The sequence below is a fragment of the Aeromonas sp. SrichE-2G genome, from assembly GCF_017939565.1.
Lineage (GTDB): Bacteria > Pseudomonadota > Gammaproteobacteria > Enterobacterales > Aeromonadaceae > Aeromonas > Aeromonas taiwanensis.
On sequence record NZ_JAGKRG010000004.1, the window covers coordinates 1349566 to 1363598 of the forward strand.

The following is a 14033-nucleotide window of genomic DNA, read 5'->3' on the forward strand; positions in this document are numbered from 1 at the left end:
ACCGTCATATGCTGGGGATCTGGTTGGGAGTGGCGCTGGTCAACATCAGCGGTTATCAGCCCATTGCTGAGCAAACCTGGGTGCAGCTCAATCCGGAGTTCTATCCGCTGCACCGTGCCGTGCCGCCCATCTTCGCCGCCTGGCGGGGCAATCAGTTCCCGCCGCTGGCGACGAAGAAGAAGAACGGCCACTGGCAAATCCTGTTTCCCGCCCGTCTGGTGCCCCCCTTCGATCTGTTCGAGGGGGAGGCACAGCTCTCCAAGGCCTACCTGGCCAGGCTCAAACGCATCGACGAGATGGCCTATGGCATGGCGCCCCATCAACCGGTGCAGAGCGTGACAGCAGTGCATCAACCCTCCTTCGAGGCGTCAGGGGCCAGTGCCTTTATCGCCGAGTTCTCCTTGCCTGGGCCGACGAGGGGCTGGGAGCGGATGGCGCAAGGGGAGCCCTTGCTGGCGAGGCTGGCGGTGCCGTCATTGTCTAGGGCGGGCGGGAGTGGACAGCTTGCCACAGCGAGCCCGGCGCCAGAGGGCGCCACGTTGACCCTCACCGCCACGGCGGCAGGGGGGGATGGGCGGGTCTGTCATCAGGTGGCGGCGGGGGAGACCCTCTGGCGCATCGCGAGCCAGTTGCAGGCACAGGCGGGCAGCGGCTCAGATACCTACAGCTATCTGCTGGCGCTGGTGGCGGACAATCGCCCCGGGATGGGCAAGGGGATCAAGGTGCAGACCGGCCAGCGACTCTATTGCCCGAAAGCGGAGACCCTGGCGCAGTTCGACGCCCTGAGCCCGGCCCAGCGCCAGCAGCAGTTTGCCCGCCTGGAGCAGGGGCGCTGAGGCGTGTGCGGGGCAGGGGAACGCCTCCGTATCCGTCAGTACGATGGCACGCGGTTCGTCCCTTGTATCCACCCCGAGCCCATGCTAGTATTCGCGCTCGTTTTGCGAGGTGCTGACCGGTCGCAGTCAACACCATACATTCATCTATAAGAGATACTTACTATGTCTTTCGTATTCCAAGCTGAAGTCCGTTCTGACCTGGGGAAAGGTGCGAGCCGCCGCCTGCGTCATGCTGACCAAGTTCCTGCCATCGTTTACGGTGCAGGCAAAGATGCCGTGTCCATCACCCTGGACCACAAAAAGCTGATCCTGGCCCAAGAGAAGCCGGAGTTCTACTCCTCCGAGCTGACCCTGGTCATCAACGGCGAAGAAGTCAAAGTTAACGTCAAGGCGATCCAGCGTCACCCGGTACGTTACAAGCTGGTTCACCTGGACTTCGTTCGCGTCTAATCGGCAACGAACGTTCCTGTAAAGAGGCCACCCAATCGGGTGGCCTCTTTGTTTTTGCTGTATTTTTACCGACAAAAAATAAAATACTCAAATAGCTCTATTGGTCTTTACTTGTAGGCATGATTGACAGCAGGACACCGGTTGTGGTGCTCTGACACATATAAAGTATTCGAACAAGTCCATCTACGGGGTAATGTTGACCGTCATGAAGGGAATCATACGGGGATATTTCCTGCTGTTCTCACCCATTATGGTGCTGGTCCTGGTGGGGGGGTATCTGTTGGGAAACGCACTGATCGAGCGCGAACTTTATCGTCTTCGCAGCGATGAGAGCACCTTCCTGGCACTCGCCAGCGGTCGTCTCGAGGATGAGCTGGCAGTGCCGCTACGCCATGTGCGCAGCATGTCTGAAGAACCCCTCCTGCTCGAGGCGGCGGGTCGCAATGAACGTGACACCATGGCTGCCCAGTTCACCATTCTGATGAACCGCAATCCCGATTATGCCCAGGTGCGCTGGCTGGCGCCGGATGGCATGGAGATGGTGCGCATCAACCGCCAGGGGCCACATCTACGGCGTGTGGCCGACGACCAGTTGCAGAACAAGGGAGAGCGTTACTATTTCCGCGATGCCATGGCATTGCCCTGGGAGCGGATCTACGTCTCTCCGCTCGATCTCAACGTCGAACACGGGGTGATCGATCGCCCCTTCAACCCCATGATCCGCATCGCCAAGCGCCTGCGCCTGGGGGACCGTGATCTGGGCTTGCTGCTTATCAACGTGCAGGCAGGCCGTATGCTCAAGGAGTTCGCCAACAGCAGTGGCAAGGCTGCCGCCCATACCATGCTGCTTAATCAGGACGGGTATTGGCTGCGCAACCCTGATCCGGCACAAGAGTGGGGTTTTATGGTCGAGCGCCCGGATCTTACCCTGAGGCTGACCTCTCCCCAGGCCTGGCAGACGCTCTGGGGGGCCTCGAACGGCCAGGTCGAGTCCGCCGACGGGCTGTGGAGCTGGACCACCCTGTACCCGGCACTGAATCATGATCAGCTGATCTGGAAGGCCGCCTCCATGGTGCCGCGCAGCGAGCTGCTGGCCATTCGTACTCACATCTGGATGAGCATTTCGGCTACCTGCGCCACCTTGCTGCTGCTGTTCGGTATCGGAGTGGCCTCGCTGGTGCGCAGCTGGCGTCGGGAGCAGCTGGCACAGCAGGAGGCAGCCAGGCTGGCGCGGGTCAAGGGGGATTTCATCGCCAACATGAGCCACGAGATCCGTACCCCCATGAACGCCATCATGGGGGTGACCTACCTGCTCGAGCAGGGAGTGCTTGACGATGGCCAGCGTGCGCTGGTTCGCAAGATCCACCAGGCAGGGCATGCGCTGCTCGGGATCATCAACGACATCCTCGATTTTTCCAAGATTGAGTCGGGCCGGCTCGAGCTCGAGCAGGTGCCATTCAGCCTGGAGGAGGTGCTGGATCACGTGGCGGCCATCATGTCCACCTGCGTTGGCGACAAGCACCTCGAGCTGGTGGTGGGTAGTGCCCCCGAGCAGGCCGGCCATCTGATTGGGGACGCCCTTCGCCTCGAGCAGGTGCTGCTCAACCTGACCGGCAATGCCATCAAGTTCACCGAACGTGGGGAAGTGGAGGTCAAGGTCGAGCTGGAGGCCGAGCAGGACGGCATGGCCACCTTGCTGTTTCGGGTGCGCGACACTGGGATCGGCATTCCGCCAGAACAACAGGCCAACATCTTCAATGCCTTCTCCCAGGCCGACTCCTCCACCAGTCGTCGTTTCGGGGGGACCGGGCTTGGCCTGACCATCAGCCGCCGCCTGGTGAGCCTGATGGGGGGGGATATCGGCGTCACCAGCGAACTGGGCAAGGGGAGCGAGTTCTGGTTCCGTGTCCGTCTGGCGCTGGTGAGGCAGCCCGAGGCCTTCAACGAGCGGCTGCAACACGTTTCGCTGCTCATTGCCGACGACAACCAGGTGACCCGCGACACCCTGTCGATGACGGTGGGCTCCCTCGGCTGGCAGTCACGGGTAGTGGAGTCCGGTGAGCAGGCCCTGCACCATTTGCTGGGTCAGGGGGAGCGCTTCGATGTGATCCTGCTCGACTGGATGATGCCTGGCATGGACGGACTCGAGACCTGCATCGCCATTCGCCGTGCTTTCGAGCGGCAGGAGCACTCGCCCATCATCATCATGGCGACCGCCTACTCCCAGGACGAGCTGATGCGTCGCCCCGGCTCGGATCAGGTGGATCTGGTGTTGCACAAGCCCGTCACCGGCTCCAGTCTCTACAACGCGGTGGCGCGTCTCATCCACGAGAAGCGCGAACACGTGGCACCGCTGGAGAGCGGCCAGCGCCGTCTGCGCCTGCCGGGTGTGCACGTACTGCTGGTCGATGACAGTGACATCAACCTGGAAGTGGCGACCCGCCTGCTGCAGCGAGAGGGGGCCGAGGTGATCACCGCCATCGACGGAGAGCGGGCCCTGGCCTGTCTTGCCGATCCGGCGCGGTGCATCGATCTGGTGCTCATGGACGTGCAGATGCCGGTGATGGATGGCTACGAGGCGACCCGCCGCCTGCGCCAGCTGCCGGGACGCGAGGAGACCCCCGTGCTGGCACTCACCGCCGGTGTCTTCAAGGATCAGCGCGAGGCGGCGCTGGCCTCTGGTATGAACGACTTCATCGCCAAGCCGCTCGATGTGGAGCAGCTCATCGCAACGCTGCTGCGCTACCTGCCGGACAGCGTGGCACCGCTCACCGTGAACGACTTTGCCCGGGAGTCGGTGGCTGGCATCGATATCGATACCGGACTGCGAAACTGGGGTGAAGCGTCCGTTTATCTCAAATACCTGCGGCGCTTTCGTGATGACTACATGACGGTCGGCACCGTGCTGCCGGACTACATCGCTCAGCACGAGATTGATGCGGCTGCGAGCCTGACTCACAAGATCAAGGGGGTGGCAGGCAGCCTGTCGCTCACCGATGTGGCACGCATCAGCGCCGAACTGAACGAGGCCATCGAGCAGGGGGGCGACACCAGTCAGCTCATTCCCCCTTTCCTCGAGGCGCTGGAGCGGGCGCAGCAGGCCATCGACACCTATGCCGGTCGCGAGCCGGGAGCCATCAACTCCCCGCTGGTTCAGGGTGAGGTGCAGGAGGTGTACCTGCACGCCCTGCATCAGGCCCTGGTGAGCGAGGATCTCGAGCTGATAGAGCCTGCGCTGGGCCAGGCCAGGAGTTACCTGCCTTGCAAGCTGGTGAACGAGATCAGTGCGGCGCTGGAGCTGTTCGATATCCCGCTCGCGACCCGCACGCTGGAAGAGTATCTGGGGGATCGGAAGGAGTCTGCACCATGAATAGACCACGCGTGCTGATCATCGACGACGAGCCGAGCAACCTCGGGCTGCTGCGGCAAATCCTCAAGGAGGAGTACAACCTCTTCTTCGCCAAAGGGGGGGAGGAGGGGCTGGCTGCCGTTGAGCGCCACGAGCCTGCGCTGATCCTGCTTGACGTACGCATGCCCGACATGGACGGCTACGAGGTGTGCCGCCGACTCAAGGCCGATCCGGCTCACGCCGGGATCCCGGTGCTCTTTATCACGGCGAGTGACAATGCAGACAGCGAGAGCCAGGGGTTCGAAGCGGGCGGGGTGGATTACATCTACAAGCCGGTCTGCCCGAGTACGGTGCGTGCCCGGGTGCGCAACCATCTCTCTCTGGTGCGCCTCGAGCAGCTCGAGCGCAGCTACCGCACCGCCATCGTGATGTTGAGCGAGGCGGGTCACTACAACGACACCGACACCGGGGTGCATATCTGGCGCATGGCCGCCTATGCCCGGGCCCTGGCCGACGCGGTCGGCTGGAGCCCCGAACAGTCGGATCTGCTGGAGCTGGCAGCCCCCATGCATGACATGGGCAAGATTGGGATCCCTGATCACATCCTCAAGAAGCCCGGGCCTCTTACCGAAGAGGAGTGGGCCATCATGCGTACCCATCCGCGCATCGGTTACGAGATCTTGAAGCGTTCCGACGGACCCATCTTCCGCATGGCGGCGGAGATTGCCCTGCATCACCACGAAAAGTGGGACGGCACGGGTTACCCCGCAGGAACAAGCGGCGAGGGGATCCCCGAGGCGTCGCGGATCGTGGCCATCGCCGACGTGTTTGACGCCCTGAGCGTGCGTCGTCCCTACAAGGAGCCCTGGCCCCTGGAGCGGGTGCTGGCCACCATGCGTGACGGTGCCGGCCAGCACTTCGATCCCCGGCTGCTCGCACGTTTTCTCGAGATCATGCCGGAGATCTTGCGCCTCAAGATCCAGTGGGATGCCCGCGAAGCGCGGGGGGATTACCAGATGGATTGCGTCAGGTAGGGATTGCTCGCCTTCTCGTGCCCGAAGGTGGAGCTGGGGCCGTGGCCCGGGATAAAGACAATGTCATCCCCAAGCGGCAACAGGGTTTCGCTGATCGAGCGGATCAGGGTGGCGTGATCACCGCGCGGGAAGTCGGTGCGGCCTATGCTGCCGGCAAAGAGCACGTCCCCCACCCAGGCGAGGCGTTCGGCCTGGCTGATCAGCACGACATGACCCGGTGTATGGCCCGGGCAGAAATAGACTTCCAGCTCGCAGTGCCCGAGTTGCACCTTGTCCCCCTGGGTGAGCCAGCTATCCGGGGTGAAAGACGGGGTATGGGCAAAGCCGAACATTTGGCTCTGCTGAGGCAGCATGTCGAGCCAGAAGGCGTCTTCCTTGTGGGGACCCCTGATGGGAACGCCTGTCCGTTCGCGCAACTGGGCTGCAGCGCCCACATGATCCAGATGACCGTGGGTCAGCAGGATATGGGTCAGAGTCAGCCCGCGCCTGGCGACGGCAGCCAGCAGCTTGTCCGCCTCGCCACCGGGATCGACGAGCGCCGCCTGGTGGGTCTCGTCGCACCAGATGAGGGAACAATTCTGGGCGAACTGGGTGACCGGGATCACCTCGAACTTCAACATGTGGGACTCTCCTGGTGGGGATGAAGGGCGTGTTGCTCGGCAAAGAAGGCGAGGCAGGCTTGCCGGTCGCCGCGAAACAGGATCCGCTCGCGCTTGTTGTCCAGCTGGTAGCGGTACATGGGGTCATAGTAACGGGTCAGCAGCAGCTGGATCCAGACCAGGTGGGCGGCGGTTTGCCCGGTCTCGGCCTGCTCGGTGAGGGCGGCTTGCAACAGGCCGTCCAGCTCGCGGTGATCCTTGTCGCCGAGGCGACGCTTGAGGCGGGCCATGGCGTCGGTGAGGTAGCCGGCAAAGAGCGGCCAGCCCTCCTCCTGGCCATACATCTCCAGATAGCGCAGCCAGAGATCCTGCACGTAATCGATGCGGATCTGCTCGGCCCGCTCCTCCTGAGAAACTTCCACCACCACCAGAGGCGCCTGGCACATGGCTTCATAGAGGCTCAGGGGCAGGGCGCATCGGCCGATGAGGCGGCTCTCGTCTTCGACCACGAAATGGGCTTCACCCCGATGGCGGCGCTTGAGCAGCTCGATGGCGATGCGGTTCTCGAAGTTGATGTTGCTGGGCTGTCCCCCCGGCAACTGGCCAAAGGAGGAGCCCCTGTGATGGGCATGGCCCTCCAGGTCCACCGCCTGGGCAATGTGCTCCAGCATATGGGTCTTGCCGGAGCCGGTCATGCCGGTCAGCACGGTCCAGCCGCACTGGGCGGCGGCGCTCTCCTGGGTGTCGATGAGAAAGCGGCGTAGCTCCTTGTAGCCGCCAGCCACCCGGGGGCGGGTGACACCGGCCTCGGCCAGCCACTGCTGCACGGTTTGCGAGCGCAGGCCGCCCCGGAAGCAGTAGAGCAGGGCATCTGGCTGCTGGCGCAGCTGAGTCAGCCAGGCATCCAGACGCGCGGCGCGTACCGCGCCCCCCACCAGCTGATGGCCGAGTCTGATGGCGGCAGCCTGACCCTCCTGTTTGTAGCAGGTGCCGACCCGGGCACGCTCCTCGTCCGTCATCAGTGGCAGGCTGACGGCGGTGGGAAAGGCCCCCTCCTTGAACTCGACGGGGGCGCGCAGATCGATGAGGGGAACGTCCTCCAGGAAAATACGGGTGTAATCGCTGACCAGGGGCAGGTCACTCATAGGACAACCTCGATAAACTGGTTGCCGGTGCGGGCCTGCAGCTGGCCGATGGGGGAGAGGCTCAGCCCGGCCTGCTCGGCAATGGCGAGAAACTCGGTTTCACTTTCCTTGCCGACGGCGACCAGGAGGCCGCCGCTGGTCTGGGGATCGCACAGAATATTGCGGGTACGCTCATCCATGGCGTCAAGCTTGTGGCCGTAGGAGTCGTGATTGCGGAGGGTACCGCCCGGTACGCACCCCTCTGCCAGGTAGTGATCCACCTCGGGCAGGAGCGGCAGCCCCGCGAAGTCGAGGCGGGCGCATACATCTGAACCCTCGCACATCTCCAGCAGGTGGCCGGCCAGACCAAAGCCGGTCACGTCCGTCATGGCGTGTACGCCCGGCAGTGCGGCAAAATGCTGGCCAATCTTGTTGAGGGTGCACATGGCCTCGGGGGCCAGTTGCTCGTGCTCGGGCTTGAGCTTGCCTTTCTTCTGGGCCGTGGTGAGGATACCGATGCCAAGGGGTTTGGTCAGATAGAGGGTATCACCCACCTGGGCGGTGTCGTTCTGTTTGATGGCGTTGAGCGGCACTATGCCTGTCACCGCCAGGCCGAAGATGGGTTCCGGGGCGTCGATGCTGTGGCCACCTGCGAGGGAGATACCCGCCTCGTGACACACCTGACGACCGCCGTCGATCACCTGCTGGGCAACCTCGGGGGCCAGCGTGTTGATGGGCCAGCCGAGGATCGCGATGGCGACGATGGGCTTGCCGCCCATGGCGTAGATGTCGCTGATGGCGTTGGTGGCGGCGATACGGCCGAAAGTAAAGGGATCATCGACGATGGGCATGAAGAAGTCGGTGGTGGAGACGATGCCCTGGCCGTTGCCGATGTCCACCACGGCGGCGTCATCCTTGCTGCTGTTGCCGACGATCAGGGTGGGATCGTCAAAGCCCGGGATCTGGCTCTTCAAGATGGTGTCGAGCACCTTGGGGGAAATCTTGCAGCCACAGCCGGCGCCGTGGCTGTACTGGGTGAGACGAATGGCAGACATACTGACCCCTCTTGGTTCAAGCATCGCGTGATGCGTGCGATATGGGTGCGGTCATCGTATCGCGGATAATCGCAGAAAACGGGTGAGCCTGGTGGCATGACAAATCGGCTGGGCATGCCGCGTGGGGATGGCCCAGACCGCGCCACCAAAGGCCACGGGACGGGGCATTATGCCACAAAGAGGATGAGGGATCCGACTCGCAATTGAGAGGGGGAAGAGGCCTGGTCCAAGGCAGGAGTATCCATATCCTCGTTATCTCCCGGCTCTGCTACAACTAGCTCACCCCCTATTGCAAGGCATCATCATGAGCGACTCATCCATTGTCACCCTGAACTGGTTTGGCTGGGCCCTGCTCTCTGCCTTCTTCGCCGCCCTGACCGCCATCTTTGCCAAGGTCGGGGTAGCGCAGATCAACGCGGATCTGGCCACTCTGATCAGAACCGGGCTCATCTTCCTGCTGCTCTGCCTCTATGTGACCGCCACCCGGCAGTGGAGCAATCCGCTGACGCTCCCGGCCCACAGCTGGCTGTTCCTCGGCCTGTCGGGGCTCGCAACCGGTGCGTCCTGGCTCTGCTATTTTCGGGCCCTGCAACTGGGCACCGCCGCCCAGGTGGCGCCCATCGACAAGTTCAGCCTGGTGCTGGTGGTGATCTTCGCCGTCCTGTTTCTGGGGGAGCGCCCCTCCCTGCGGGAGTGGCTCGGCATCGCCCTCATCGCCAGCGGGGTCATGGTGCTCGCTCTCAAGGAGCCATAGCGGCGGGCCATCATCGCGACAAGAGTCATGACCGCCACGGTGAATGGCTCAAGTGAAGGTGACATCACCCAAGGGAATACAACTAGATACAAGGAGCCGGTGAGATGAAACTCTATGCCCATCCCTTCTCGTCCTACAGCCAGAAGGTGTTGATCGCCCTCTACGAGAATGCACTGTCATTCGAGTACCATAATCTGGAGGCCCCCTCGGTGAAGGCCGAGCTTGCCAGCCTCTGGCCCCTCAAGCGCTTCCCCGTGCTGGTGGATGAGGGGCGCACCCTGCTCGAGAGCAGCACCATCATCGAATACCTGCAGTTGCACCATCCCGGCCCCAACACCCTGGTGCCGGCGGGGGAGGCGGGCATCGAAGTGCATATGCTGGATCGCCTGTTCGACAACTATGTGATGACCCCCATGCAGAAGGTGGTGATGGACCGGCTGCGACCTGTGGCCGAGCGCGACGGCTTCGGGGTTGCCGAGGCGCGGGCCATGCTGGACAGGATCTACCCCTGGCTAGACAAGCATCTCGCCGATCGCCGCTGGGCGGCGGGAGAGCGTTTTACCCTCGCAGATTGCGCTGCCGCCCCCTCGCTCTTTTACGCCGACTGGGCCCACCCTATCCCGGCTGAGTGTGCCGTGCTGCGGAGCTATCGTGCCCGGCTGCTGGCCCATCCCAGCATCGTCCGGGTGGTGGACGAGGCGAGGCCTTATCGTCACTACTTCCCTCTGGGTGCGCCACAGCGAGATTGATATCGCTGCCTCTTGCATAAATAGGCCCGCATCGCGGGCCTGTTTTGTGTAAGAAAGCGCGATGTGTCTGTCTATTCCTCCCGTTAATCCTCCTGCTTCAACATGCCAGCGAGGTCAAAAAATTCAGGCCCGCATTGGGGCCTGATTGATCAAAGGAGAGAGGGGGGGCCGATCAGCGGGCACGTACCACCAGGCCCTTGAGGTAGAAGCCTTCCGGATAGGCGGTGCCGATGGGGTGATCGGAGGCCTGGGAGAGCAGCTCCAGGATCTGGGCATCGCGACCGGCATCGAGGGCCGCATCGGCGACGATCTTCTGGAACAGGCTCTGCTCCATCAGGCCGGAGCAGGAGTAGGTCAGCAGCACGCCACCCGGCGCCAGCAGCTGGAAGGCCAGCATGTTGATGTCCTTGTAGCCGCGGCAGGCACCCAGCAGCTGGGCCTTGCTCTCGGCAAACTTGGGGGGATCCAGCACGATGACATCGAACTTCTCGCCCTTCTCGCGGTATTCCCGCAGCAGCTTGAACACGTCGTGACGCACGAACTGGGTATTGCTGGTATCCAGGCCGTTCAGCTCGGCGTTCTGGCGGGCGATGTCCAGGGCGTTCTGGGAGAGATCCACGTTGACCACCTCCTTGGCGCCGCCCTTGAGGGCATAGACGCCAAAACCGCCGGTGTAGCAGAAGCAGTTCAGCACCCGCTTGCCTTCGGTGTACTTGGCGGCGGCCTGACGGTTGTCCCGCTGATCCAGATAGAAGCCGGTCTTGTGGCCGTTGCGGATGTCCACCAGGATCTTGACGCCGCCGTTCTCCTCGATCATCACGGGCTCGGTCGGGGTCTCGCCATAGATGACGCCGGTGCGCTCTTTCAGACCTTCCTTCTTGCGCACCGCCACGTCGGAGCGCTCATAGATGCTGCACTCGGGATAGAGGGTGCGCAGGGCCCGGGTGATGAGCTCGCGCTGGAACTCGGCGCCGGCGGAGAGAATTTGGCACACCAGGAAGTCGGCGTAACGGTCGATGGTCAGGCCCGGCAGACCGTCGGACTCGGCGGCGCACAGGCGATAGCCGGTGAGGCCCTGGCGTTTGATCAGCGGATCGCGGGACTCCTGGGCATAGGAGAGGCGGCGGATAAAGAAGTCGAGATCGATATTCTCGTCCTTGTCGAAGGTCCAGACCCGGGCGCGGATCTGGGAGCTGCCGGACCAGGCACCCCGGGCGAGCCACTTGCCATCGTTGGTGTAGATCTCGACGGTGTCGCCGTCGATGGGATTGCCCTGAACCCGCTCGATGCCCTTGGAGAAGATCCAGGGGTGGCGACGCAGCAGGGATTTTTCGCGGCCTTTGACGAGATAGATGGAAGCGCTCATGGGTAGTTGCCAGATGGTAGAAAGAGAAGGGGGCATATAGTAGGGGTTGTCAGGGTGGGGGTGCAAGCCACGTCGCTGCGATAAGCTCATCTGCCGGTGAATTGCGTGAATGAAGGGGTGGATTGCCAGGTTTATCGTACCCCTGAAAAAATACAGGCCATCCGGGGATGGCCTGTGGGGGATGGGGGCTCAGATCCTGAGGCCGGTCAACGCCTGACCAAGCTCGCTGGCCGTGCCCTTGAGGCCCATGGTGCCGGCCACCGCAGCGCTGGCTGACTCTTCCACCCGGCACGCCTCCTGCCGCACCTTGTCCAGACTGCGGGTTATCTCCTCGGCCACCGAGCTCTGCTCTTCGCTCGAGGTGGCTATCTGGGTGCTCATCTCCAGCACCGCATCGCTGTGGCTGCTGAGTTTGTCGATGTCGAGACCGACCTCGGTGATGAGCTGCTGGCTGCTGGCGGCGCGGCCCACCGTCTTCTCCATGATGTCGTTCAGCGCCCCGGTGCCGGCCTGCAGCTCTTCGATCATCTGCTGGATCTCCACCGTGGCTTGCTGGGTGCGGCTGGCGAGGGTACGTACCTCGTCCGCCACCACGGCAAAGCCGCGGCCCTGCTCACCGGCTCGGGCCGCCTCGATGGCGGCGTTGAGGGCCAGCAGGTTGGTCTGCTGGGAGATGGCGTTGATGACGCTGATCACCTCGTTGATGCGGTTGGCGTTGTGGGTCAGCCGCTCGACGGCGCCGGAGGCGTTGCCTATCTCGTCTGCCAGGGTGGCGATGGCATTGATGGTGCGGGCGACCCGTTGTGCGCCGTGGGCGGCTTCCTCGCTTGACTGGCGGGTTTGCAGCAGGGTGTCGTTGGCATTGCGGGCCACTTCCCGGATGGCCGCAGACATCTGCTCCATGGCGGTGGCCAGGGAGTCCATGTGCTGGCGCTGGGCGCGGGCCTGGGTCTCGCCGTCACTGGCGTGCTCGCGAAACTCGTCCGCCGCCAGGGTGAGTGCCTCGGCCGACTCCTCCACCAGTTGGACTATCTTGTGCTGGCGATCGGTGAACTTGTCGATGCTGCCTGCCAGGATGGAGAACTCGTCCCGCACCGGGAAGAAGTTGAGGCGGAAGGTGAGATCGCCCCCCGCCACCGTCTGTAGTGCCTTGTTGGTGGAGTAGAGGGCCCCGGAGACGAAGGTCATCAGATAGTGCGTGATGAGGGCCAGCAGGGCCGCCAGCACGGCGATGATGGTGAGGGTCGTGCCCTGGCCATCCCAGAGGGAATAGCGACCGGTGTCCAGGGAGCCGGTCAGGAAGCCCGCCTGGCCTGCGCTGGCGCTATAGTGATAGACCTCTCCCTGCTGGTTCAGGCCGGTCGTGGCGGTCGGTGACAGGACGAGATCCGCCGGCAGGGTGAGGGTCGGCTGCTGGCTGACCAGCTGGGCTGTGGTGTCGACCCGCTGCTGGAGCTGATCCAGCCTGATCCGCATCTCTTGATCATGACCGTCGGCCAGCAGATACCAGGTGAGGAAGGCGATGAACAACAGGGGAAACCAGAAGGTAATGAGAAATTTCTCGTTAATCGTGAGGTGAATGAGATAACGGTCAACCCACCGGAATTTAACTTCTTTCATAATGGTATTGCGTCCTGCAAGGGGAGGAAATGTCGCGTTCATTATCGCCCCGGAGAGAAATTACTTAAGCGAAAGGTGTGATAAATGGGAGAGCAATCGTTTGTCGTGCGGGTGTGGGGCCAGGTGCAAGGGGTGGGGTTTCGTTACTTCACCCGGGAGCGGGCGCTGCAACTGGGGTTGCGAGGCCACGCCTACAACCTGGAGGATGGGTCGGTTGAGATCCTCATTGCCGGCCCGGAGCAAAAAGTACAGATGATGCTGGGCTGGCTGGAGCACGGGCCCCGAACCGCCACCGTGACCCGGATGGAGTGCGCCCAGGCGTTGCCTCCCACGGGATCGGGTTTTCATACCAACTGATCGGGAGCGGATGATGACGACAGGGGGGATGGAGCAGGCCTGCCGCCTCATCGGTGAATACGGGGCGGCCACCCTGGCTCTGCGCCAGCGGGCCGGCACGGACGAGGTGCACGCCTACCGGATTGCGGCGCGCCGCCTGCTTGCCCTGCTCGCCCTGTGGCGGCCCCTCGTCCATGCTCCCGGCCTGGAGCGGCGACTCGAGTGTGCGGTGGGCCGGCTCTCCACCCTGCGCGATGCCCAGGTCTATGCGGCACACTTTGGGGCTTCCTCCCGCCATGGCGATGCCCCCCGGGTGCCCATGCTGACGGTGCGCCTGACCCGCTGGCTGGAAAGACTCCGGCAGGTGCCCGCCGACTTCAACCCCTTGCCATTGTTCCAGCTGCATCTGGCGCTGGATCTCGCCGATTGCCTGGCGGAGCCCGTACCGGTTTCTGCCAGGCGCAGGCAGCGGCTGCGCCATTGGCACAGGCTGCGACTGGTGTTGAAGCAGACCCGCTACGGGGTGGAGTTGCTGCTCGGCCAGGGGGCGGGGGAGTCGGCCTGGCTTGCCATGCTGGTGGATTGGCAGGACAGGCTGGGTCAGCTGCAGGATTCGCGGCAATGGCTCAGGCGTCTCGATAGGGAGCCAGGGCACGGCAGGCAGAAGCGGGCCCTGAAAGAGGCCATCCTTTGCCAGTTGCGCCAACTCGATTGTCGCCAGGCGGAGCTGGTCGGCCTCAGACTGGCGCTGCAGCGTTAGC

Annotated in this window: 13 protein-coding genes; 8 read left to right on the forward strand and 5 right to left on the reverse strand. The window is 63.2% G+C overall.

Annotated elements, in window-relative coordinates; all coding sequences use genetic code 11:
* Positions 1-8 precede the first annotated feature (8 nt).
* The 4 genes from J9885_RS08080 (at position 9) to J9885_RS08095 (ending at position 5669) form a co-directional block, all read left to right on the forward strand.
* Positions 9-836 (forward strand): hypothetical protein, encoded by an 828-nt coding sequence (locus J9885_RS08080; protein ID WP_210548717.1) that lies wholly within the window; start codon positions 9-11, stop codon positions 834-836.
* 162 nt (positions 837-998) lie between these two features.
* Positions 999-1286 carry a 50S ribosomal protein L25 gene (rplY, locus tag J9885_RS08085; RefSeq protein WP_134694333.1) on the forward strand — a complete coding sequence of 96 codons (288 nt, stop codon included), beginning with the start codon at positions 999-1001 and terminating at the stop codon, positions 1284-1286.
* 205 nt (positions 1287-1491) lie between these two features.
* Complete coding sequence (locus J9885_RS08090; protein WP_210548719.1) at positions 1492-4656, forward strand: response regulator; 3165 nt, start codon at positions 1492-1494, stop codon at positions 4654-4656.
* Positions 4653-5669: an HD domain-containing phosphohydrolase gene (locus J9885_RS08095; protein ID WP_043760556.1), complete on the forward strand. Its 1017-nt coding sequence runs from the start codon at positions 4653-4655 to the stop codon at positions 5667-5669. Before J9885_RS08090 ends, J9885_RS08095 begins: the two co-directional genes overlap by 4 nt.
* Here J9885_RS08095 and J9885_RS08100 read toward each other — a convergent pair.
* The 3 genes from J9885_RS08100 to selD are packed head-to-tail and all read right to left on the reverse strand — an operon-like array spanning position 5645 to position 8447.
* The gene (locus tag J9885_RS08100) at positions 5645-6289 is read right to left on the reverse strand and encodes an MBL fold metallo-hydrolase (protein WP_210548722.1); all 645 of its coding nucleotides are present in this window, start codon (positions 6287-6289) and stop codon (positions 5645-5647) included. The genes J9885_RS08095 and J9885_RS08100 overlap by 25 nt on opposite strands.
* Entirely contained in the window at positions 6283-7413 is a 1131-nt protein-coding gene (mnmH, locus tag J9885_RS08105; protein ID WP_210548724.1) for a tRNA 2-selenouridine(34) synthase MnmH, read from the reverse strand. Before mnmH ends, J9885_RS08100 begins: the two co-directional genes overlap by 7 nt.
* Complete coding sequence (gene selD / locus J9885_RS08110) at positions 7410-8447, reverse strand: selenide, water dikinase SelD (RefSeq protein WP_210548726.1); 1038 nt, start codon at positions 8445-8447, stop codon at positions 7410-7412. The genes mnmH and selD overlap by 4 nt, the downstream gene beginning before the upstream one ends.
* A 304-nt stretch (positions 8448-8751) precedes the next feature.
* On the opposite strand from selD, the gene J9885_RS08115 reads away from it, so the two are divergent.
* Together J9885_RS08115 and J9885_RS08120 are read left to right on the forward strand one after the other, a co-directional pair.
* A complete protein-coding gene (locus J9885_RS08115; protein WP_134694338.1) occupies positions 8752-9201 on the forward strand; it encodes an EamA family transporter in 450 nt (149 codons plus the stop codon).
* A 104-nt stretch (positions 9202-9305) separates the two neighbouring features.
* Entirely contained in the window at positions 9306-9950 is a 645-nt protein-coding gene (locus J9885_RS08120) for a glutathione S-transferase family protein (RefSeq protein ID WP_210548728.1), read from the forward strand.
* Positions 9951-10122: 172 nt separating this feature from the next.
* Here the strand turns inward: J9885_RS08120 and J9885_RS08125 are convergent, their stop codons facing one another.
* Both J9885_RS08125 and J9885_RS08130 read right to left on the reverse strand, forming a co-directional pair.
* Positions 10123-11316 (reverse strand): class I SAM-dependent methyltransferase, encoded by a 1194-nt coding sequence (locus J9885_RS08125; protein ID WP_210548730.1) that lies wholly within the window; start codon positions 11314-11316, stop codon positions 10123-10125.
* A gap of 189 nt (positions 11317-11505) precedes the next feature.
* Positions 11506-12936, reverse strand: coding sequence for a methyl-accepting chemotaxis protein (locus J9885_RS08130; protein ID WP_134694342.1), 1431 nt, complete (start codon positions 12934-12936; stop codon positions 11506-11508).
* An 84-nt stretch (positions 12937-13020) separates the two neighbouring features.
* Between J9885_RS08130 and J9885_RS08135 the strand changes: the two genes are divergently transcribed.
* Positions 13021-13293, forward strand: coding sequence for an acylphosphatase (locus J9885_RS08135; RefSeq protein ID WP_043760538.1), 273 nt, complete (start codon positions 13021-13023; stop codon positions 13291-13293).
* A gap of 10 nt (positions 13294-13303) precedes the next feature.
* Complete coding sequence (locus J9885_RS08140; protein ID WP_210548731.1) at positions 13304-14032, forward strand: CHAD domain-containing protein; 729 nt, start codon at positions 13304-13306, stop codon at positions 14030-14032.
* Position 14033: the final 1 nt, after the last annotated feature.